Source organism: Mangrovivirga halotolerans, from assembly GCF_026241165.1.
Classification (GTDB): Bacteria; Bacteroidota; Bacteroidia; order Cytophagales; family Cyclobacteriaceae; genus Mangrovivirga; species Mangrovivirga halotolerans.
The window spans coordinates 529661-553107 of sequence record NZ_JAPFQN010000002.1 but is presented as its reverse complement, the minus strand read 5'-3'; the positions used below and the strand labels follow the sequence as shown (position 1 = coordinate 553107).

The following is a 23447-nucleotide window of genomic DNA, read 5'->3' as shown; positions in this document are numbered from 1 at the left end:
GAAAATGACATTTTGTCAGTCAAAAAATCAATGGCACAGTGCTTGATAAATACTGAGTGTTGAAATAATTGTGAAATCATAATATAGATATAAATTTTAGTATGGGAAAAATTATAGGTATAGACTTAGGTACTACCAACTCCTGTGTGTCAGTTATGGAGGGTAACGAGCCGGTTGTAATTCCAAATAGTGAAGGAAGAAGAACCACACCTTCGATCGTGGCATTTCTGGACGATGGTAAAGGAGAAAGAAAAGTTGGGGATCCTGCAAAAAGACAGGCAATAACAAACCCAAAAAATACTGTTACATCAGTTAAGCGTTTCATGGGTAAAAAATGGAGCGAAGTAACAGATGAACGTAAGCACGCTTCTTACGAAGTAGAGAAAGGTGCTAACGATACGATTAGAATAAAAATTGGAGACAGAAGCTATACACCACAAGAGGTATCAGCGATGATTCTTCAGAAGATGAAGTCAACTGCTGAAGATTATCTTGGAACGTCTGTAACCGAAGCTGTTATTACTGTACCAGCATATTTTAATGATAGTGAGCGTCAAGCAACAAAAGAAGCTGGTCAAATCGCCGGCCTTGATGTGAAAAGGATTATCAACGAGCCTACTGCCGCTGCCTTAGCTTACGGTCTTGATAAAAAAGACAAAGATCTTAAAATAGCTGTGTATGACCTTGGTGGAGGTACTTTTGATATCTCTATCCTTGAAATGGGTGATGGTGTATTCGAAGTAAAATCAACTAATGGTGATGTTCACCTTGGTGGTGATGACTTCGATGATGTGATCATCAATTGGTTAGCTGAAGAATTCCAGAAAGATGAGGGGATCGATCTTAGAAAAGATCCAATGGCCCTTCAAAGATTGAAGGAAGCAGCAGAAAAAGCGAAGATCGAATTATCTAGTTCAACTAGTACAGAGATCAATCTTCCTTATATAATGCCTGTTGACGGAGTGCCAAAACACCTTGTTAAATCGCTAAGCCGTTCAAAATTTGAACAACTTGCAGATAACCTGATCAAGAGATCAATGGATCCTGTGAAAAAAGCGATGAGTGATGCAGGAATGAGTCCTTCAGATATTGATGAAGTAATTCTTGTTGGTGGTTCGACTCGTATTCCTAAGATCCAGGAAGAAGTAGAGAAATTCTTCGGTAAGCGACCGTCTAAAGGAGTTAACCCGGATGAGGTAGTAGCAATTGGTGCTGCAATTCAGGGTGGTGTTCTGACAGGTGAAGTTAAAGATGTTCTTCTGTTAGATGTTACTCCACTTTCTTTAGGTATCGAAACCATGGGAGGCGTTTTCACTAAACTGATCGAATCGAACACGACAATTCCTTCTCGTAAATCGGAAGTATTCTCTACAGCAGCAGATAATCAGCCTTCAGTTGAGATTCACGTGTTGCAGGGAGAGCGTCCGATGGCGAAAGATAATAAGACAATCGGTCGATTCCACTTAGATGGTATTCCGCCTGCACCAAGAGGTGTTCCTCAAATTGAAGTGACTTTCGATATTGATGCTAACGGTATCCTTCACGTATCTGCTAAAGATAAAGGAACAGGTAAAGAGCAGAAGATCAGAATTGAGGCATCTTCAGGTCTTACTGAGGAGGAAATCGAAAAAATGAAAAAAGAGGCAGAAGCAAATGCTGAGGCTGATAAGGCTGCCAAGGAAAAAGTTGATAAGCTTAACCAGGCTGATTCAATGATATTCCAGACAGAAAAGCAGCTTAATGAGTACGGAGATAAGCTTTCTGCTGAAAATAAATCTAAGATCGAATCTGCACTTAACGAATTGAAAGAAGTTCATAAGTCAGAAAACATCGAAAAGATTGACGAAGCTTTAGAAGCACTGAATAAAGCATGGGAAGGCGCTTCTCAAGAGATGTACCAGGCACAGCAAGGTGCTGCTGGTGCTGAAGGAGGCGCTCAGCCAGGAGCTGATGGTGGAGCTCAGGGAAGCGATGCCGGAGGTGCAGATGATGTTTCTGATGTTGAATACGAAGAAGTAGACGACGATAAGAAGTAAATCTAAGATTAAGTTATAAATTCATTAAGCCCTGACAAGCGAAAGCCTCGTCAGGGTTTTTTTTGGGTTTATGTCTAAAAACTTTACACGCGTACACTAGATGAGCATATCTTGATGCTAAATATTTACCGTTTATGGAAATTTGTTGTGAAAGTCGAATTTGATTTATATATATTTGCCACCCTGAAAAAGGGGATTACATAAGGAATTTTAAAACTTTCAATCAAAACAAGGCTCAGAATTAATTCCTTTAGGCTATGCTTAAAAGGTTTAGATTTAAAATTGACACCACAATAAACGGTCTTTAAGTGATTGAATTTTAAATCCGGCGAAAGCCGGATTTTTTTTATATAATTTAGCAGTTCATTTCTCATTAAAACCTCATTTAGAGAAATATTTCAAAAGCCTTTTAATTCTGCCTATATGTAAATAGGAGAGAACCAATTTTATTATAGTTTTTATGATAGCTTAATAAATGATAATATAGAGAATTTCCGTAATGTGTTTAGAATTCTAATAGCTATATTTATGAATACAAACACTGGCAATGAAAATCACTTATCAAGAGCTTTCTGAAGATATCTTAACCCGAAATAAATTTTGTCTCGATTTTGCCCGATCTATCAGGGGAATTTCCGAAGCTAAATTAAATCATCGTCCTACAGATACCAGCTGGTCAGCGCTTGAATGTATCGAACATCTTAATCGATATAGCGAGTTTTATTTACCGATTTTTATGAAAGAAATCGAAAATAAATCAGGTAAAAGCAAAGATCATTTTTCTACCGGATGGCTGGGTAAAAAATTTGCAGAGAGTGTGAGACCTCTTTCTGAGGGGGCATCTAAAATGCCTACCTTTAAAAGCAAAAACCCTATGCATCAGGAATTGGATCCTTCGGTTATTGATGAATTTACTACTGATCTTGAAGCTTTTCTCAAATCCCTAAGCGAAGGCCTTGATCGAGTTGACCTGGATAAACGGGTAAACACTACCTTGCCAATCATAAAGTTGAAACTTGGCGATGCAATGCGAGTTTATACTTTTCATAATCACAGGCATATTGAACAGGCTAAAAAAGCTATTGATTCTTATTAAATCATAGAATGCTGTTATAGAATATTTCAATTGGATGAACAGCAGTTCGACCTGTTCCATCCTTGATCTGATGCCTGCAGCTGGTACCCGGAGCCGCAATTAAGGTATGCTCTTCGGCTTTTCTAACAGTTGGTAATAAAACTGTCTCTCCAATCTTCATCGAAAGCTCATAGTGTTCTTTTTCATATCCAAAAGACCCTGCCATTCCGCAACAGCCACTTGGAATCATTTCAACAGTATAATTTGGTGGAAGAGATAGTAATCTTTTTACAGGTACCATCGAACTTAATGCCTTCTGGTGGCAATGGCCGTGAAGTTTAATCTTGCTACTTTCTTCTTTGAATGTAATATCTTTTAGTTCACCCAACTCTACCTCTCGCATTAAAAACTCTTCTATGAGGTAGGTCTGTTTGGCGATTTCCTCTGCTTTTGGTTTTAAATTGATGTCACAAAGATCTAAATACTCATCCTTGAATGTGAAAATTGCTGATGGCTCTATCCCTAATAATGGAGTTTCAGAATCTAGTAATGGATATAGATTACTTATGTTTTCATTGGCTAATTGTCTAGCCTTTTTCAATAGTCCTTTACTGATATGTGCACGTCCACTTTCCTCATGGTCAGGAATGAAGACTTCATAGCCAAGTTTTGCCAGTAGTTTAATTGTAGTTATCCCAATTTCAGTATCAAGGTAATTTGTGAATTCATCACAGAATAAAATGACTTTCTTCCTGAATGGAGCTTTAAAACCGAAGTTTTCTGCTTTATTGTTGTCATACCATTTCTTCACAGTTGTTTTATGAAGAGGAGGAAGTGATCTTTCAGAAGCAAATCCGTTTAAATTTTTGATCAGGTTACCCGTAATCTTATTCCCTATTAGAAAATTATAAAACCCTGGGAAAATTGAAGCAAGCTTATTCACCTTATTAACGTTGGCAATCATTTTGCTTCTTAAGGGAACTCCCTTGGTTTTATAACGTTGATGAAGAAATTCGGCCTTTAATTTAGCCATATCTACATTACTTGGGCATTCTGATTTACATCCTTTGCAACTAACACAATGATCAAGGATTTCAAAAGCCTCATCACTTTCAAATGGTTTGTTCCTGTCTGGATCAGAGATCATTTCGCGGAGAATATTGGCCCGGGCTCTTGTTGTTTCTATCTCATCCCGGGTGGCCATATAAGTTGGGCACATAGTTCCTCCTGCCGAAGCAAGCTTCCTGCAATCACCGGAGCCATTACACAATTCGGCTGTTCGTAAATATCCGTGGTAATCATCAAATCTCAATATGGTGTCAAACTGTGGGGTCTTTTGACCTTCTGTATATCGGAGAGAAGTATCCATTGGAGGTGTATCGACTATTTTCCCGGGATTGAATATATTATCAGGGTCCCAGCTGTATTTTGTTTGCCTCATCATTTCATAGGCTTCTTTCCCTACCATATAGGAAATAAATTCAGCTCTTAATCGTCCATCGCCATGTTCTCCACTTAAACTCCCTTTGTATTTTTTTACCAGTTTGGCAATCTCTTCGGCGATCAACCTGAATTCGCGTTGACCTTCCGTAGTCTTCAGATTCAAGACCGGCCTGAGATGTAATTCACCAGAACCGGCATGAGCATAATGCACGCAAGACATATCGTGCTTCGCAAGTATTTCATTGAATTCATTGATATACTCAGGCAGGTCATTAACGTCAACAGCTGTATCTTCAATTACAGCGGCCGGTTTTGCATCACCTGGAATGTTTGATAATAATCCCAATCCGGCTTTGCGAAGATTCCATACTTTTTTTGTGTCTTCTCCACTTACTACCGGGTAATGGTAACCAAGACCTTCGGCTTTTAGTGCTTTAATCAGGTCCTCAGTCGATTTTTTTAATTCTTCTTCTGAATCTTTCTTTAACTCAATTATTAAGATAGCCTCCGGATCTCCCTGGACAAAGAATCGGTTTTTTCTCTGTTCAATATTTCCCTTTGTACGTTCTAAAATTTTATCATCCATTAATTCTGAAGCGCTGGGATTAAATGTTAACCCGACGAGATTAGCCTTCAGGGAATCATAAATTGTTTCAAAGTGAGGGCATACAAGGGCTGTGAATTTCGGAGGAGTTGGCAGTACATTGACTTTAATTTCAGTAATGAAAGCCAGTGTTCCTTCTGACCCGGCGATTAGTTTGCAGAAATTAAATTGTTTTTTAGAATTCCCAAAAATATCTGCTTCACTTAATAGGTCTAACGCATATCCGGTATTTCGCCTGTGAATACTTTTTTTAGGAAAGTTTTCTTCTATTATTTTTCGATTTTCTTCAGGACTTAGAAGCTCAAGCGATTTACGGTAAATATCTCTTTCGGCTTTATTTGGGTTGTTTTCCCCACATTTTTCTTTAAATTCATCTGAAGAGATATCTTTAAAAGTAACTTTAGAGCCATCATGAAGAATTGCTTTTACCTCTAACAGGTGATCTCGGGTACTACCGTAAATAACTGAATTTGCGCCACAGCTATTATTTCCAACCATTCCACCAATCATTGCCCGGTTAGCAGTGCTGGTTTCAGGGCCAAAATAAAGGTCATAATCAGATAAGAACCGATTAAGTTCATCCCTGATGACGCCAGGCTGTAGCCTTACCCATGAATCTTCCTTGTCTACTTCCAGAATATTCGTAAAGTGTTTGGAAACATCTACAATGATACCGTTACCAACCACCTGTCCTGCAAGTGAAGTACCTGCGGTCCGGGGGATCAGTCCTACTTTAAATTTTTTGGCAAGTCTTATTAAACTGACAATATCTTCTTCACTTTTCGGATAGGTGACAGCCAGTGGAAATTCTCTATAAGCCGAAGCATCTGTTGCATAGATGTGTCGGAGACTAGTTTCAGTATGAATTTCTCCCCCAAAAGAATTTTTCAGATTCTCTAATTCTTCTATGATCTCTTTCTCTTTCATTTCTATTCGCTTGCCATATAATTTTTATACCATTGTTGGAAAACTATCAGTGCCCAGGTAGTTGCATGTGAATCGCCCGGGTTGGAGGAAAATAGTTTTTTCTTGAGGTTATCTGTTGCGTGGCTATCAAAAATACCCTGTTCCCGGATGAATTCCCGATTAAGCCATTCATTATTTATTTTGTCTTTCAATTTACCTCTCATCCATGGAAGTAAGGGTACTTCAAAACCTTTCTTTGGTCTGTTATACAGCTGGTCTGGCAGAATTGATTTATATGCATCCTGCAGAATTCGCTTTTTCATCTTACCATCAATCTTGTAGTTTTCAGGTAGTGATTGAGCAAATTCTATGATCCTGTGATCAAGGAAGGGAACTCTTACTTCAAGGCCATGTGCCATAGACATCAGGTCGACCTTTGTTAACATATCATATGGCAAAACAAGAGCAAGGTCATTTGTTAAAACCTCATTTATACTACCCTTGTCGATATATTTACACAGTTCGGTAGTAATATGTTTCGTATTTCCTCGATATTCAGGGGTTAAATAATTTTGAGCTTCTATTTCCTGCATAAACGTTGCCCAAAACCAATATCTGTCTTTTGGATTTAATTTCACTCCTCCTGCAAACCGGTTCAACTGCCTGAATGTATTCCCAATTGATGAACTTCTAGATTGAGGAAGATATTTCCATAATCCCGCACCAGCTAAGGCTATATTTTCTTTTAATCCTGGATTTAAAGATCTGTAAAATGCACTGTATTTGTTATATCCTGCAAAAAGTTCATCAGCACCATCACCAGACAGTGCTACCGTGATGTGTTCTTTAGTTAGTTTACTTAACAAATAAACGGGTAGTGAAGAGCTATCGGCAAAAGGCTCAGACAAACTGTTAAGCATGTTTTCTAATTCCGCATACAAATCATCCAGAGTTAAAGAGAAAACGTGATGCTCCACTCCCAAATGTTCAGCAGTTGTTTTTGCATAGTTTGTTTCATCAAAAAAAGACTGATCTCTAAATCCGATAGAAAAACTTTTTATATCAGGTTTGAATTTTGATGCTACTGCAGTAATTACAGATGAATCTATCCCGCCACTTAAAAAAGTTCCAGTCGGTACATCTGCGATCAATCGTTCTTTTACAGAATTTTCAATCAGTTTGATTAATTCCGCTTTTGCTTCGTTGTAAGATATTTCTTTATTAATCTGATTTGTTGGAATCTGATAGAATTTTTCTATAGTGGTATTTCCTTCCGCATCGCAAGTCATATATGAACCCGCTGGAAGTTTGCTGATTCCTTCGATCATTGTAAATGGTGAAGGGATGTAGTTTAGTTGCAGATACAATGAAAGAGCATCTTTATTAATTACTTTCTCAATACCATAGGAATGAATGGCTCCGGCTTCTGAAGCAAACAATAGTTTATCGTTGTCCAGGTGATAATACAGAGGCTTGATTCCTAGTCGGTCTCTTGCCATTAAAATCGATTCTTTTTCAGAGTCGTAAAAAGCAAAGGCAAAAAAGCCATTTAATTTTTTTAATGATTCTACTCCCCAATGAATTAAGGAATATAGTAAAACTTCGGTGTCGGAATTCCCATTGAATTCAACTCCGGCATTTTGCAGTTCTTTTCTTAGTTCGGGGTAGTTATAAATTTCTCCATTAAAAACAATGTGGTACCTGCCTGATTTGTCAGACATCGGTTGATGACCTGTTTGAGTCAGGTCAATAACAGAAAGACGCCGATGTCCTAAAGCAACCCTGTAATCATTAAATAAACCCTGATCATCAGGACCACGATGAGCCAATGTGGAAGTTGCATTGGATAAGTGGATCATTTGCATCCTTCCGATTTCATTAAGCGCAAAAACTCCGGTTATACCACACATTTCAGTAAAAAAATCAATAAATTTAAAATTGTGATCGTTAAGATACAAAAGAGACAATTAAGTAGCTTATTGCATAATGAATTTTAATTAAATGAGTCTTTATTTTGAATTTATTATCGATAGCTGATTGAAAGAGAACGGATTTTTTTAACTAAATAAACTATTATGCCGCGGTCATTAAATTATTTAAAAAAGGGGGTATTTCTTTTTATTATTTCTATTTCGATAGTTTTTTTCTTTTCTTCATGTGGTTCTGCAAAAAAGATGGCCATACGGGAAAGTAAGGCTAATACAGCTGTGAAAACTGCACGATCTTATTATGGCACACCTTATAAATATGGGGGTAATACCAGGAGTGGTATCGATTGTTCTGCATTAACATGTAAAGCATATAATTCGATTGATCAGCCACTTCCAAGAACAGCTAAGGCACAAAGTAAAGAGGGTGACAGAATCAAAATGAAGAAGCTAAAACCAGGAGATCTTGTATTTTTTAGTTTTAAGCCAGGAAGAAGGAAAATCACCCATGTCGGAATAGTTTCTTACAACGATGGTAAGGTTATTAAATTTATACATGCCTCGACTAAATTAGGTGTCACAGAAAGCGTGCTTAATGAAGGATACTATGAGCGTATATTTGTAAAGGCCAGGCGCTATTTCTGATTAAGAAAAAATATCATATATTTGCTAGCCTTAAACACGGGGCATTAGCTCAGCTGGCTAGAGCGCTACGCTGGCAGCGTAGAGGTCATCGGTTCGACTCCGATATGCTCCACAAGAAAGACCACAAAATTTGTGGTCTTTTTTTATTTCATTTTTATTCTGAAAAAAGTCACTTCCCGTAATTGATATCAGTGTTTTAGTTTATTAAACCCATTTTGGGGATTTTCCTTAACCAAACAAACTCATAACAATTCATATTTTTTAATCACTCAAAATTTGAGTATTTATAATTGGAATTCAATTAATAAGACTAAGCCGGATTATAAAAGGATTACGACAAATTCATTATTAGTTAATAAAATCGCCCTAAGTATATTTACTTAAGTATAGTTTTTTAAAGGATTTCTTTAAGATTATTAAGCGTATGAAAAAAGCATAAAATGCTAAATAAGCTAGATGTCTATATACTAAATGACTTATTTTGTATATTGAGCAAAGAAGGAGAAATAATCTTAATTAAAGTGTTAAAAAGAGAATAAAATAAATTTTAGTTAAGATTTTTCTTGAAGTTAAGTGAGGAGTATGTTTTTAATCCATTGTTAATCAATAACTTAATAGTTTTAGAGGTATTAATGGAGAAAATTCTATATTGTAATTTGTTCATATAATTCATTATATTGAATATCATGTGTAAGGTTTACGCATGAAAACTAAATATAATCTTACAATGACTATAAAATAAAATATCCTATTTTTGAATACGGAATTGGAATTTTATAAATAACCCAATTTGTACCACTTACATTATGGCCAAACTCAAAAATATTATAAAGCAGCTGTCTGATAATGATTATGAAACTATTTATAATCAATTAATGGATAGTGGTGCTGACAAATCAGCATATTTGCTTAAATCAATGCGTGATAAATCCGTTTCTGATACTGCGGTAATGGATGAACTCGATGTAAACACTAACGCTTATTATACTTTAAGGTCACGACTAAATCAAAAAATAGAAGAGTATTTGCTTCAGCAAATGGAAAATCCCAGAACGGATATTCTTAAAAAAGTAGCAAATATAAATGAAGTTTTATTTACCAAGAAAAGGGCAATAGCAATTGCTACTTTAAAAAAGCTAGAAAAGGAATTATTAGATTATGATCTGGCCAGTGAGTTAACCATAGTTTACAAGGCACTTAAAAAACTTCATATCAACTCTCCTGACAATTTTAACTATAGTCAGCTTTATAATAAATATGTTGCTTACACTCTGGCAGTAGATAAAGCCGAAGATCTTCTGGCTGAATATTTTAAAAAATATGGATCATACATTCTCTCTGGAGAAGAAACTGATAAGCTAGCTCTGACATTACTAAACAAGGAAATGCTTAGTACCAGTGCTCTTTATGATTCACACAGAATGTATGTCTATAAAAGTTGTATTAACATATTTCACAGGCTTTTTGTAGAGCAGGACGCTGAGATGGAAAATGATCTCGAGCCAATTGAAGATATTCTGGATAATGTTCAAAAGATCTTTGAGTCGTATCAACTCGACACTATTTATTTCCATTTGAAGATCGTACATGAGTTTTTAACTCTTGAATATTATAATCATTATAAGGTTTACAGAAAGGCAGAAACTTATTTTGAAGAAGTAAATGAGGCAGCAGAAAATTTATTAACTAACTATAGCCTGTTTACCTTTCCTTCACAATTCCTATTAACTAAAATAGACAGGCATTTAAGAATGGGACTGGAAGGAGAGATCTATGAAGAAAATGAAGCTTTATTTCAGGATTACGAAAGTAATACAAATGATATACCTCAATATGTTATTTATATGACATACAGGTCTTTAAGCTGCCATTTTGCCAAAAGACATGATGAGGCCGCACGATGGATCAATAATTTGCTGAATGAAGTTAGTTTAAAGAAGTATCCTTATGCGCAGCTTGAAGTAAAGGCTGTTCTTGCCTTGCAATACTGTATTATTAATGATTATGATCTTTTTAATCAATTGATCAATAGTATTCAAAGACAAATAAGGATATTAAATAAGGAAACTTGCGAACATGTTCAGATCCTCGCTAAAATGATGAAAATTTCAATCAGTGAGGCGAAGAGGGATAAATATGATAAAATTAAAGCCCTGGTAGATAAATTTAATTCAGTGCCAAAATCCGGATTTACTCCGACTGCATTGGTTAAAATGGATGATGAATTTATCAAGGTTTTAGCACGGGAACAATAAAAATGGCGGATGCTGTCGCACCCGCCTAACTAAATCCCATATAACAATAGCAATTTTAAAGCTACCGTTATTTTAAAAGTAAAGTTATTTGACATTAATGTCAAGAAAATTTAACAAATTTTGAAGAAGTTCAAGATATTTGGAGAAAACCTTAAAAGGCTTAGGAAAGCAAAAGGGTATAGTCAGGATGAATTTGCATCATTGCTTAATGATTCAGCAGGAATCCAGTTCAAGCGTCACACTATTTCGAATTATGAAACAGGCGTGAGTTATCCATCATTGGATCTTGTACCTCATATAGCTCGTATATTAGATGTTTCTGTTGATACGATGTTAGGTGTCAATGTAAATGAAGGGGTTATAGTCATAGATGATCAGGAAGATGAATTTTCAAGGAATAATTCACTTACCACTGAAATGATTTTAAGTATGGCCCAAATGGCTCATTCTGAACCTTTAACACCTGAGCATTTAAGCAGAGAACAACTTGAAAGACTCTTTAACAGGTTTCAACAAGTGAATGATCAACTTGTTAAGGAGGTCGTAAGATTAAGAGATGAGAATATTAACTTGAAGGACAGAATGATATCGCTTCAGGAAAAAATAGCAGCAATAATTGAAAAGGAGCTTTAATTCAGCAAGTCGCTAAGAGATTTTTTAAGTTTTTCCTTTCTTTTCTTTCTTCTATAAAAATGTATTCCAACAGCTACTAATAGTAAACTCAATACTATTATATACATCCAATAATTGATTTTTTTATCAGCCTGAATCCCACTTACAGCAGTAGTATATTTATATTTTGAATCAGCAAGGCGGATAAGATATTGGCTTTTCGCATTATTTAAAACCTTATTTTGTTGTTGAAGTAACTTAGTTTGCTCTACCAGAATATTTGATATTTTTATAGATTTTTCTGTATTAGATTGTGGAGAGTTTTTAGATAGGGCAAAATATAGACTAATTGCATTGAAATAATTTTCATAAAAACCAGAAGGGTTTTTATCAAGAATTCCTTCTTCAAGTAATTTCATTGCTTTTTCCAAGTTCCCAGATTTAGAATGTGCTTTAGCCAAAGTGATCAAAGCATCCGGAATGTCATAAGATTCTGGATTTCCATTGGGTTTTTCTTTATAGCTCAATGCTTTTTCTGCTACTGAAATTGCTTTTTCATAATTGCCAAGAGATAAATGAATTTCTGCCAGATTTGAATAGGCAATGCCATATCTTTCTACTGGGATTTCATCATTAGCATATATTTCCATTGATAAATGGTAATATGACCTGGCTACTTCATAATCTTCTAATTGAAAATGGATTGCCCCAAGTAAATTGTAAATCCTTGCACTTCTATCTATTTTACTTACCCTTTGATTGTTTTCCAGTGCATCATAAAAATATGTTTTGGCCGATTCATAATCTCCCAAGTCATAATAGGTAAGTCCGAGATTGTAATTGACCATTGCCATGTTATCATAATTTTCATATATAGAAAAATAGGATAATGATTCTTTGAAATAATCTATCGCGGCAATAAACTCTCCTCCCTGCCGATACACCTCACCCAGAAAGTTATAAGTTAGAGCAAGTTTTTCTTTATCATCTAAATCCGCAAAAATATCAGATGCCAAAAATAGATTCTGGACACAATTAATTAGATCGCCTTTATTATTATATGACTGAGCCATCATGTATCTGACTTTACCTTCATTAGATTTTGAAAGAACATCCAAATTGATAGCAGTGGTACAGGAGTTTATGAAAATTTCATGCGATCTCGTTTTATAATTTATTTTGAGTTTATTATAAACAGAATCTGAATTGCTTGTTGCTACTATAGTAGGAGTCAATAACAAGAATAGTAGAATTGCGAAACAGCTACTACACTTGTTTTGGTTTAAATAAATTTTACAAAAAGACTCCATGGGAAATATTTTCATTAAATATTCCCTTAAAATAAAAAAGCCTGATAGGTATTTCAAAATTATTAATCGAAAAGGCGGCTTTTTTCCAAAATATTATTAATGTATTTTACCGATTAGTCAATATCCTTGACCTCTCCCTTCTTATCGCCGTCTGTCGCAACTAAATCTTGAACTTCTTCAAGCTCAGGACGTAAGGGTTGTGGATCTTCAGTTTCGCACTGAGTGAAACCTAATACAAAGAATATTGATACTGCGATTAACTTTAGAGTTTTCATAACTTATTGATTTATGTGATAATTATTTGATTACTTAGGTATTATGAATTAGCCCAACCTGGATATCAGATTAGTGTTGGAATGGTGTTAAATTGTAATAAATTTGTTGACCTTAATTCTGTATTTTAATATAGCCAATGTTATGAATAAATCATATAACTATCTGTTAATAAGTTAGTTATGTAGATGTTTCTTGACATTTAACGATATAATGGTCAATATACTTTACCTTTTTGTTCTGTTATTAGCGGCAGGTGCTTTGCTCAGTGTTTTTATGAAATGGCTTACACCAGCTGGTGGTCTATCTGCCTTTACCTGTGGCATCTTAGTATTCTATGAATTCGGAGCAATAGTATTTTTCGCTATGGCTTTTTTCTTTTTGTCTGGTTCTGTATTAAGCAAATGGAGTTTTCGTTCTGATTTGTCTCGTGATAGCGATAAAGGAATAAGAGGCTGGCAAAATGTACTTGGGAATGGGGGGGTACTGATTTTAATTTCATTGGTAAGTTTATTACGAGACCCTGAAAATATACTTATCCTGGAGATAATGGCAGTTTCGAGCATTTCAGCAGCTTGCTCTGATACTTTTGCCAGCGAAATAGGACAAAGGCTGGGTAGAAGGTTTGTATATTTCCCTTCATTAAAAAAAGCTCAAAGAGGCGATGATGGTGCAATTAGTTTAGAAGGGACAATAGCAGCATTTACAGGTGCATTAGCAATATCATTTCTATATTTTATATTTAATTCCAATGTTGGATTTAAGCTATTTTTAATTATTACTATATCAGGATTTTCAGGTAATTTAGTGGATAGTTTGCTGGGTGCTACATTGGAAAGGAATGGATATCTGAACAAGCACATAGTTAATTTTTTATGTACAATGTCAGCAGCCATAATTTCTATGCTGATTGTACTGATTTTTTAATGTACTATTTAGTTTAAATTAGTCTTCGATAATATGAGGTGTTTTCTAGTAATCGCTCTGGTTTTTCAAATTATTAATATATACGGGCAGGATAAGAGTTTGGGATTTATGGTCGGTAAGGATCAAACCGGTGTATTTATAGCAGACAAAGGAACATATGTTACTCTATCAGGTGCTACCGGATCTACTATTATTACTCAAGATAGTTCGGTTCACCAACTTCAATCTGTAATAAACAACTTAAACCTTTTAGGGCTGGAAGGATATTCAATAAATAATACTCTTACTGCTTCTTTTGTAACCGCACCTCCTGAAGGAGACACATTTAAAGATCAAAAAGCACTATGGAAATCAAAATATAATTCTACGAAGTCAGCTGGTTTGGATCTGACTGATAAAATAAATACTGGCTTTGGTGAAGTAGCATTAGTTAAAGAAGCTAACCTGCCTGATATCTCTTTTACATTTAATAACGGAAATTTAAATGGGATAATAATTAATAGATCTGCAGGAGCATTATGGATTTCTTCTTCTCATATTAATTCCAATCAAATTTCAGGTAAAGCTTCAAATGGGCAGGATTATTTTTACCAGTCTTATGCTTTCTATCTTAATGATCAAAAAGAAAACGCTCTAAAATCATTTGATAAATATTTAAGCCTGAATAACTCAGATAAAAATGCTTATCATATAGCGATCGAATTGTCATTAGATCTTAATGATACTCAGAAAGCAAAAGTTTTCCTTAACAGATTGCTGGATCAATATCCCAATGATCAACAAGCTCTTCTTAAAAGAATTGAATTAAATCTTGAATCGGAAAGATATAGTGATGTGGTAAATGATATTAATAAATTATCCAATCCTGCTGATTCACTCATCCTGATAAGAGCACGCTCCAACTTTCAATTAAACAGAAAGGAAGATGCCATCAGGGATTACAGTGCTGTGATATCAAAATTTGTTAATCTGAGTGATTATGAAAATTACACACTTGCCTTGATTGATCAAAATGATCCCAAAATGAATGAGACTGCTTTAAAAGCAGCTGAGCTTGGTACTGAAAATCTGATCATATTATCATTGGCGGGTAAATATTGGATAGATGAGAAAAGGTATGATGAAGGTATTATCATGCTGGAAAAAGTTTTAAATGAAAAGCCAGGAGATCAGGTTATTCTGGAATATCTAGCCAGAGCATCCTACAATAGTAAAAACTGGGAAAAAGCAATTAAATATTATGATGCGCTTCAGGAAAAACGACCTTTAAACGCAGAAGAAGCTTACAATGCAGGAGAGGCATTTCTAACTTTAGGAATGACTTCAAAAGCTATTGAGATGTGGAATAAAGCTGCTGGCGCAGGGTATTCTGGCAATGATTTTTATAAGAAAAAAGCTGATCTTGAACTGCAATCAGGTGATTCAACCGCAGCTTCAGCAGATTATAAACAGTATTTTGAAATAACTCGAGATAAATCGATTGCTGAAAAAATTGCTATAATAGAATTTGGCCAGAAAAATAACGATTTAGCTCTTGAATGGGCAAAGAAAGCAATTGAGTCTGGCAGCACTGATCCACAGATGAATTTGATAGCAGGAATTTCGTCTTATGAATTGAATAAAAAAGATGAAGCTTATGATTTTCTGACATCATTAAGAAATGGCAATACTCTTTCTGGTAAGGGACATTATTACCTCGGACTGTTAATGGCTGAAAAGGAACTTTATTCAGATGCACTGACTCAACTCAATAAAGCAAAGGATTCAGGTTATAAGGCTACAAATCTGGATCGGTTACTAATGGAATTGAACTATCAGGCTGGAAATTACCAGGAAGCAATCAGGTTTGCTACTGAGGTGATTAATGATGATGCTGATAATTCAAATGCATTAATTACCAGAGGTCTGTCTTATTATCAATTAGCAGATAAAGACCGATCTTTTATTGACTTAAAAGCTGCAGGTTCTTCAGTTCAAAAGGAACCCAGGGCCCTTGAACTTTTGGCTTTGCTGGCGGTTGAAAGAAATGATGAAGATGCTGAGAAATATGTAAACGCTGCAATATCTAATGGAATAGAGAAATCAGCTTATTTTATGTACCTGGCTGACCTTAATGAGTCAAGAGGAGAAAAAGAAAAGGCTACCCAAAATCTTGAAAAAGTTATTTCCTTAGGCAACGGAAATGCACAGATCTATTTGAGACTTGCTGAATTATATTATGATGTCGAAGATTATGGTAAGGCTGTTGCAAATTATGATAAAGGCATTTCAGAGGCATTAAACGATGTGAGTATTGTAACTCATTATTCTTTAGCTTTAGTAAATACTGGTAAAACAGATGCTGCCAGAAATCAGCTTGAAAAAGCTGTATCTCTGGAATCTCAAAATCCTTCTGTTTATTATCACCTGGGAGTTATTTATATCGCTGATAACAAAGCTAATGAAGCGCTTGAGGTCTTCAGTCAGGCAGAAGAAAAGGGATTGAATTCCGAAGAGCTTTATACAGCAAAAGGAAATGCCTATCTTTTAAATAATAGTTATGAACAAGCACTATCTTCTTTTAATAAGGCATTAACAATCAATTCAGACTTTTTACCCGCCTTAAATGGCCGGGCAAAAGTTCAGCTCGAATTGGGGAATTATGAAAAAGCATTAGCTGATGCCCTGAAAATTCAGGAAGCTGGCAATTCCGACGCGGTGACCTATTCAATTATAGGAAGATCCCTTTTTAACCTTGGGAAATATGATGAAGCTTTAGATCCATTGACCAAAGCGATAAATGGTGGTATTAATAATGGAATGTTATATGGATACAGGGCAATCGTTAATTACAAAACTGAAAATTGCGACGAAGCAGAAACTGATATTACAGTTGCAATAAATAAGGGCTTTAATTCGCCTGCTTTGAAGGGTGCTAAGGGAGGATGTCTTTTTAGAAACAATGAATACGCAGATGCATTACCTCTTTTGATGGAGGCGAAGGAAGAAGGTTTTTCAGAAGCGTCTGTTAATAAGAAAATTGGCATTAGCTTTTATCATACCGGGGAATACGAAAATGCTAATAAATTTTTAGAAGAAGCGTTAGAAGACTTGCCTGAAGACAAGGAAATACCTTACATCCTGGGGAATAGCTATTTTAGAGCTGAATATTATGAAAAAGCAGTTATTGCTTATGAGGAAGCTGCTTCCAGAAGTAATCAGGATCCATTATTATATAACAACCTTGGAAAAGCTCTCGAAAAGGATAATAAACCAGGTGCTGCGCTAGATGCATATGATAAAGCTATTGAACTGGACAAGCAGTATGCGAGAGCATTTGAAAACCGGGGCGTTCTCAATATTCAAATGAAAAACTTTGAAGAAGGTATCGAAGACTTACTTTTTGCAGAACAATTGAACGGAGGCAAACTGCAAGGTGAGCTTTATGTTGAAATAGCTGAAGCATACGATCAGTTGGAGAGATATGGTGCCGCGATTTCGTATTATGAAATAGCTATTAATAATGGTGCAGGTGGGCCGGAACAATTGACTGCATTAGGAGATGTTCTTATAGAGACAGAAAGCTTCAGAGATGCTATATCAAGATATTCACAAGCAATAAATATAAATAAAGAATATTTACCGGCTTATAGCAGCAGGGCTTTGGCTCATATGTACCTGGGGAATAATCAGGCAGCAGTTGAGGATCTAAATGTAATTCTTGCTAATGATCCTGATAATGCAAATGCAAGGTATAACCGTGGCTATTTAATGGAACAACTCGGGAATTTTGAAGCAGCCATTAGCGACTATAATAAATTTATTGAAAATAATCCAGAAGATGATCAGGTGGTTTTTGACAGGGCGAATGCTTATTTTTCTCTTGAATCCTATTCTGAAGCGTTAAAGGATTATAATAAAGCTATTGAGATTAATCCGGATAATGGTAAGTATTACCGTGGTAAAGGGTCATCTCTATATCAATTAGAAGATTCTGAAAAAGCTTGTGAAGCGTGGCAGAAAGGAAAGGAATTAGGAGATAGAGAGTCTGCATTTTATTTAAAACAATATTGCGAATGATCGTCGATTTAAGAAGTGACACTGTTACAAAGCCTTCCAAACAAATGAAGGAAGCTATGCTTGCCGCACCTGTTGGAGATGATGTATTTGATGAAGATCCTACAATAAATGATTTACAGGATTACGCATCAAATCTTTTTGGAAAGGAAGCTGCACTTTATTGCCCTTCCGGTACAATGACTAATCAGATTGCGATAAGATGTCTAACTCAACCTCAGGATGAAGTGATCTGTGATCAAAGAAGCCATATCTATAATTATGAGGGAGGGGGGCTTGCCTATAATTCAATGGTCTCTGTCAGACTTGCAGACGGCGAAAGAGGAATATTAACTCCCGAATTAATTGAACCAAATATTTTAAAGGAGGATATTCATTATCCCATATCAAAAGTTATAGGCCTCGAAAATACAGTTAATAAGGGAGGAGGAGCCTGTTACAGAGAAAAAGACATCGAGCCAATAGCCAGGCTAGCAGAAAAAAATGACTTAAAAATGCATCTTGACGGAGCCAGGTTTTTTAATGCTATTGTGGCCACCGGAGAAGAGATAAAAGATCACGCAAAGCACTTTGATACGATCTCAATATGTTTGAGCAAAGGTCTTGGTGCACCTGTGGGGTCAATTCTTCTTGGTACAGATGAAGTTATAAAAAAAGCGAAAAGAGTAAGGAAAGTATTGGGAGGAGGAATGAGGCAAGCTGGAATTATTGCAGCCGGAGCTCTTTTTGCCCTGAAAAATAATATTGAAAGGTTAGCAGATGATCATCAAAGAGCTAAAACTCTTGCAAAGGAGTTGGAGCAAGCTGATTTTGTTAAAAATATTTTGCCTGTTGATACCAACATTATCATTTTCGAAGTGAGAGATGATCTTTCTGTGGAAAATGTGCTAAATAAATTTGAAGAAAATAAAGTTTATGCAGTCCCATTTGGAAAGGGAGCTATCAGATTTGTAACTCATCTTGATTTTAATGATGAACAAATGGAAAGAACTATAAATGTGATCAGGCTGCTTTCTTTTTAAAACGAGGTTGGGAAACCATATAGACCCCGATAAATATCAGAAGGCTGTAAATAATTTTTTCCAGGGTCAGATCATTATTCAAAATGAAAACAGATATTAACATAGCACAAACAGGCTGCAGGTAGATGTATGCTCCAACTACTGACGGATTCACACGTTTCATAGCAAACAAATTCAGCATATAAGCTAAAATAGTGGTACAGATTACTACATAACTTATCCTTAGTATTACTGTCCAGGGCATTATAGCATAAGAAGTTTGCATCGCATCTGAAATGCCAAATGGAAAGATAAATACCAAACCAAAAGTAAAAACCCATTTTACAACGGTCATAGCATCATATTTTACCATCAAAGGCTTGACCAGTACCAGGTAAAAGGCATATGAAGAAGCATTAATTAATACAAAGAGATCACCAATAAAGCTGTCATTATCTAGGTTGAAATTTTTTTGACCCAATAATAATGCGGCACCAATTGCTCCGAGAATTATTCCGGTGATTTTGAACATTGTCATTCGTGTTCTCAAAATGATCGCACTAATTATAAGGACGAGTATCGGACTCAAAGTCATAATAACAGATGCATTCACTGAACTAGTGTAAACCAATCCTTTAAAAAAGAACAACTGGTTCATAGCAGTACCTGTAAGTCCACAAACAATGAGGCGTGGAAAATCTGTTTTGTTTATTTTTTCTTTACTACCAAATAAAGGAGCTAAAATCCAAAAGGCAAGGGCACCTGACGCAATACGAATAAAGATAAAGGCATCAGGGGTTAGCCATTCCGGCATGATGGATTTTGCTATGGAATAATTGGCGCCATATATTAAAGCGACTATAAATAGTTGTATATGAGGCACAATTTGACTTTTCATCCAGTATTTCGAGGCTTACCTTATTGATTCTTCTTTAACTTGTGGCAAATGTATTACATTGCATTGGACCTTGGAAAATTTATTTGAATATTATGTTGTTCGAAGCTGAAAAACCATTAGCTGAAAGAATGCGGCCACAAAGGGTCGCAGACATTGTAGGACAGGACCACTTGGTTGGTGAAGACGGAGTTCTGAATAGATTTATAAAAAGGGGCGCCGTCCCAAGTATGATTTTATGGGGCCCTCCGGGTGTCGGCAAAACCACTATTGCCGATGTTATCAGTCATGAACTAAGTCTTCCATTTTACACTTTGAGCGCGATAAGTTCAGGAGTAAAAGATGTTCGGGAGGTTATTGCAAGAGCAAAAAAGCAACAAGGAACCATTCTGTTTATTGATGAGATTCACCGGTTTAATAAATCTCAACAAGACGCATTGCTTGCTGCAGTTGAAAAAGGGACGATTACCCTGATTGGAGCTACAACAGAAAACCCAAGTTTTGAGGTTAACGCTGCTTTATTGTCAAGGTGTCAGGTTTATACCTTAAAACATTTAACTATAGATGACCTGTTATCCCTGCTTGAAAAGGCCATGAAGACTGATGATAAGCTTAAAGACAAGAATATACACGTTAAGGAGCATGGTGCACTTTTAAAATATAGTGGCGGAGATGCCAGGAGGTTACTAAATCTTTTCGAATTATCAGTTCAAAACTCTCCATCTGAAAAGGAGGTTGAGATAACCGATGAGATTGTAATGAAAGTAGCTCAACAAAAAATGGCAATCTATGATAAAGCAGGAGAGCAACATTATGATTTAATATCTGCATTTATCAAGTCAATGAGAGGGAGTGATCCAAATGCGGCCCTTTATTATTTAGCCAGAATGATCGAAGGAGGGGAGGATGTGAAGTTTATCGCACGAAGGCTGACAATATTTGCTTCTGAAGATATCGGAAATGCAAATCCTACAGCTATGGTAATGGCAGTGAATACTTTTCAAGCTGTTAATTTCATAGGATATCCTGAAGCAGAGATTATTCTTTCTCAGTGCGTGGTTTATTTAGCTTGTTCACCAAAATCCAATGCTTCTTACAAAGCAATTAAGGATGCCCGTCGATTTGTTAAAGAGACTGGTGACTTACCGATACCATTACATTTAAGGAATGCGCCTACCAAATTAATGAAAGAACTTGGGTATGGGAAAGAATATAAATACCCCCATGATTTTCAGAATAATTTCGTTTTCGATGAGTACTTACCCGATGAAATAAAAGATAAAAAGTTTTACGAACCAGGAATCAACGCAAGAGAAAATGAAATGAGAAAAAGAATGAAGGCCCTCTGGAAAGAGAAATATGGTTATTGATTTAACGGTTTTCTGCCAACATAAAGAAACTTAAAAGGTCTGAGGCTACCAATTCTTGCTATTATTCTAGCTTTCGGAGAAGAAATCAACTTTTCAATATCATCAAGCATATCGATGGTATAAAATAGCCTGATCACTTTTCCATTATCCCCTTTAACTCTTATGTAATATTCATTGCTCATATATACATCTGGGTCATGGAGAGTGGTCAGATTCTTGGTAATAGGAATGCCTGTAAATTCAACAAGTTTACCTTCACTATTTGCCAGGTCATTTCCTAGTTCAGTAAACGAGTTATAAGAGATTTGCCATGGAACACGCTTATTAAACATAGAATATAACTGGGTAAATGTTTTGGACAGTCCAGTGAAATATTCCTCCTCATCAAAATAAGACTTGGTGATATTGGTGATACTATCTTCGAATGATTTTCCATAATGCCATTTCAGGGATTCCCCTGTAATCAGGGCAAATTCATTTTCTTCTTTTGAATATATGTAAAGTACTCCCTGATCAATCTCGTCATTTTTGGTAATGATATTTGAGTATAATCTTTTTCCTACCTCACGGATATCTTCTCCCATTAAACCATTTAGAGAATAGAAGACATATTCAGGAGCATTTTCTTCGTTTATGCCACGCATAAAAAACTCTAGAGAGGAAAACTCTTTCTTTTTGAGTAATTCTGCATTATCAAAAATATATCCCTCAATTTGAGCTCTAGCAACTAGCGAAGAAATAAAAAATAAAAAGTACAGCCCGACTATTCTGATCATTAATAGAATCCTCCGGTTTGAATATAATATTCTTTATTTAAGATTGTAAATTTTGTTTGTATTATTTTAAATCACCGACGACAACTTTAGTCCATTGATTATTTAACAGGTACTTTTCAACAGTATTTTTAATATCTGCCGGTGTTATTTGATCAAGATTTTCAAAATAATTATCGTAAAAACCATAATCGATATCGTAAAAATAAAGGCTTTTAAATTTATCTACGAGTGAGTAGGGTGTATTTATAGATGATATAAAGTTTCCTTTTAAATAATTTATAACGGTATCTAATTCAAGCTGTTCTACGGATTCAGTGGCAAGTCTTTCCAATTCAGATTGAATTTCATTCAAAGAATCCTCAGTTTTTTCTTTTATTACATCCGTACCAACAATCATATAGCCTTCATCTTCAAGGTGCATTAATCTTGAATGAACTCCATAAGTATATCCCTTATCTTCTCGAAGATTCTTCATTAGTCTGCTGCCAAAGTATCCCCCAAACAATTCATTCGCGACTACAAGTTTATAATAATCCTTATGCCCTCTGTCAATAACTGGTAAGCCCATTCTTATTGTTGATTGCAGGCTTTCCGGACGTTTAATGACAATCAGATCTGTGATCTGTTCTGGTTTTTTGGTTTTTGATGTGTTTGCTTGGGCTACTGGTATTTTCTGCAGGTGATCCTGGAGAGTTGATAAAACATTATCCGTTACTTTTCCGCTCAAAAAAATCGCCGGATTTCTATACATAGTCGGATGGAAATCGATAAGATCTTCTCGTGTAATTGATTTGATCTCTTCCGGACCAACAGTACGTCCATAAGGATGATTTTTTCCGAAAAGAGAATTTTTAAACACCTCTGCGGCTTTGTATTGATTCTTTTTTCGTTGTTGAGCTATTTGTTCTGCTTTTTGATTCTGATATCTTTCCAGTTCATTTTCCGGAAAAGAAGGATTTATCCAGACATCAGACATGAGTTCTATAATTTCAGGGAAAAATCTTTCGAGGGTATAGCAAGACATATGCTGCCTGTCACTGGTATTGTTAAAATCAGTGAAAGCCCCACGGCTGTCAAAGCCATCCGAAATCTGGCTACCTGTTCGATTTATAGTCCCTTCATTTAAAAGAGAAAGTGCTGTAGATGCTGCGGCCGGTTTTTGCTCAAATTTTGAACCTGAGTCCGTTATAATTTCAATTTTTAAGGCTTCCTGATTGTCAGAATGAACAAAAAACACAGGAGTATTTTCAAAAATGAAAGCTTCCTGTGCTTTTATGATGTCCGGCTGAACTAAATTGTTTATGTACGGTGCTTTAGTTCTGTCAAGCATTTAAT

Annotated in this window: 16 protein-coding genes and 1 tRNA gene; 10 read left to right on the top strand and 7 right to left on the bottom strand. The window is 35.7% G+C overall.

Annotated elements, in window-relative coordinates; translation table 11 throughout:
- The first annotated feature begins 101 nt into the window (after window positions 1-101).
- Window positions 102-2036: a molecular chaperone DnaK gene (gene dnaK / locus OO013_RS03485; RefSeq protein WP_266055263.1), complete on the top strand. Its 1935-nt coding sequence runs from the start codon at window positions 102-104 to the stop codon at window positions 2034-2036.
- A 547-nt stretch (window positions 2037-2583) separates the two neighbouring features.
- A complete protein-coding gene (locus tag OO013_RS03480; RefSeq protein WP_266055262.1) occupies window positions 2584-3132 on the top strand; it encodes a DinB family protein in 549 nt (182 codons plus the stop codon).
- Between the two features lies 1 nt (window position 3133).
- Here the strand turns inward: OO013_RS03480 and OO013_RS03475 are convergent, their stop codons facing one another.
- The gene (locus tag OO013_RS03475; protein ID WP_266055261.1) at window positions 3134-6085 is read right to left on the bottom strand and encodes an FAD-binding and (Fe-S)-binding domain-containing protein; all 2952 of its coding nucleotides are present in this window, start codon (window positions 6083-6085) and stop codon (window positions 3134-3136) included.
- A 2-nt stretch (window positions 6086-6087) separates the two neighbouring features.
- Window positions 6088-7974, bottom strand: a complete 1887-nt coding sequence (asnB, locus tag OO013_RS03470; protein WP_266055260.1) for an asparagine synthase (glutamine-hydrolyzing) — start codon at window positions 7972-7974, stop codon at window positions 6088-6090.
- A gap of 165 nt (window positions 7975-8139) precedes the next feature.
- Between asnB and OO013_RS03465 the strand changes: the two genes are divergently transcribed.
- The 4 genes from OO013_RS03465 to OO013_RS03450 all read left to right on the top strand — a co-directional run bounded on the left by OO013_RS03465 (window position 8140) and on the right by OO013_RS03450 (window position 11525).
- Window positions 8140-8637, top strand: coding sequence for a C40 family peptidase (locus OO013_RS03465; RefSeq protein WP_266055259.1), 498 nt, complete (start codon window positions 8140-8142; stop codon window positions 8635-8637).
- Window positions 8638-8675: 38 nt separating this feature from the next.
- Window positions 8676-8749 (top strand) — tRNA-Ala (locus tag OO013_RS03460).
- A 694-nt stretch (window positions 8750-9443) separates the two neighbouring features.
- Entirely contained in the window at window positions 9444-10892 is a 1449-nt protein-coding gene (locus OO013_RS03455; protein WP_266055258.1) for a hypothetical protein, read from the top strand.
- 120 nt (window positions 10893-11012) lie between these two features.
- Window positions 11013-11525: a helix-turn-helix domain-containing protein gene (locus tag OO013_RS03450; RefSeq protein WP_266055257.1), complete on the top strand. Its 513-nt coding sequence runs from the start codon at window positions 11013-11015 to the stop codon at window positions 11523-11525.
- On the opposite strand, the gene OO013_RS03445 is transcribed toward OO013_RS03450, so the two are convergent.
- The gene (locus tag OO013_RS03445) at window positions 11522-12739 is read right to left on the bottom strand and encodes a tetratricopeptide repeat protein (protein WP_266055256.1); all 1218 of its coding nucleotides are present in this window, start codon (window positions 12737-12739) and stop codon (window positions 11522-11524) included. The two genes, OO013_RS03450 and OO013_RS03445, sit on opposite strands and share 4 nt — an antisense overlap.
- A 188-nt stretch (window positions 12740-12927) precedes the next feature.
- Complete coding sequence (locus OO013_RS03440; protein WP_175402732.1) at window positions 12928-13089, bottom strand: hypothetical protein; 162 nt, start codon at window positions 13087-13089, stop codon at window positions 12928-12930.
- Between the two features lie 211 nt (window positions 13090-13300).
- On the opposite strand from OO013_RS03440, the gene OO013_RS03435 reads away from it, so the two are divergent.
- The 3 genes from OO013_RS03435 to OO013_RS03425 are packed head-to-tail and all read left to right on the top strand — an operon-like array spanning window position 13301 to window position 19092.
- Window positions 13301-14014, top strand: coding sequence for a DUF92 domain-containing protein (locus tag OO013_RS03435; RefSeq protein WP_266055255.1), 714 nt, complete (start codon window positions 13301-13303; stop codon window positions 14012-14014).
- A 33-nt stretch (window positions 14015-14047) separates the two neighbouring features.
- Window positions 14048-18073: a tetratricopeptide repeat protein gene (locus OO013_RS03430; protein ID WP_266055254.1), complete on the top strand. Its 4026-nt coding sequence runs from the start codon at window positions 14048-14050 to the stop codon at window positions 18071-18073.
- Entirely contained in the window at window positions 18070-19092 is a 1023-nt protein-coding gene (locus tag OO013_RS03425; RefSeq protein ID WP_266055253.1) for a threonine aldolase family protein, read from the top strand. The genes OO013_RS03430 and OO013_RS03425 overlap by 4 nt, the downstream gene beginning before the upstream one ends.
- Here the strand turns inward: OO013_RS03425 and OO013_RS03420 are convergent.
- Window positions 19073-19969, bottom strand: coding sequence for a DMT family transporter (locus OO013_RS03420; RefSeq protein WP_266055252.1), 897 nt, complete (start codon window positions 19967-19969; stop codon window positions 19073-19075). The two genes, OO013_RS03425 and OO013_RS03420, sit on opposite strands and share 20 nt — an antisense overlap.
- A gap of 92 nt (window positions 19970-20061) precedes the next feature.
- Here OO013_RS03420 and OO013_RS03415 point away from each other — a divergent pair, with 92 nt between their 5' ends.
- Window positions 20062-21336 (top strand): replication-associated recombination protein A, encoded by a 1275-nt coding sequence (locus OO013_RS03415; protein ID WP_266055251.1) that lies wholly within the window; start codon window positions 20062-20064, stop codon window positions 21334-21336.
- Here OO013_RS03415 and OO013_RS03410 read toward each other — a convergent pair.
- On the bottom strand, window positions 21330-22112 hold the full coding sequence (locus tag OO013_RS03410) for a TPM domain-containing protein (RefSeq protein WP_266055250.1): 783 nt from the start codon (window positions 22110-22112) through the stop codon (window positions 21330-21332). The genes OO013_RS03415 and OO013_RS03410 overlap by 7 nt on opposite strands.
- Window positions 22113-22173: 61 nt before the next feature.
- The gene (locus OO013_RS03405; RefSeq protein ID WP_266055248.1) at window positions 22174-23442 is read right to left on the bottom strand and encodes a M16 family metallopeptidase; all 1269 of its coding nucleotides are present in this window, start codon (window positions 23440-23442) and stop codon (window positions 22174-22176) included.
- Between the last annotated feature and the right edge of the window lie 5 nt (window positions 23443-23447).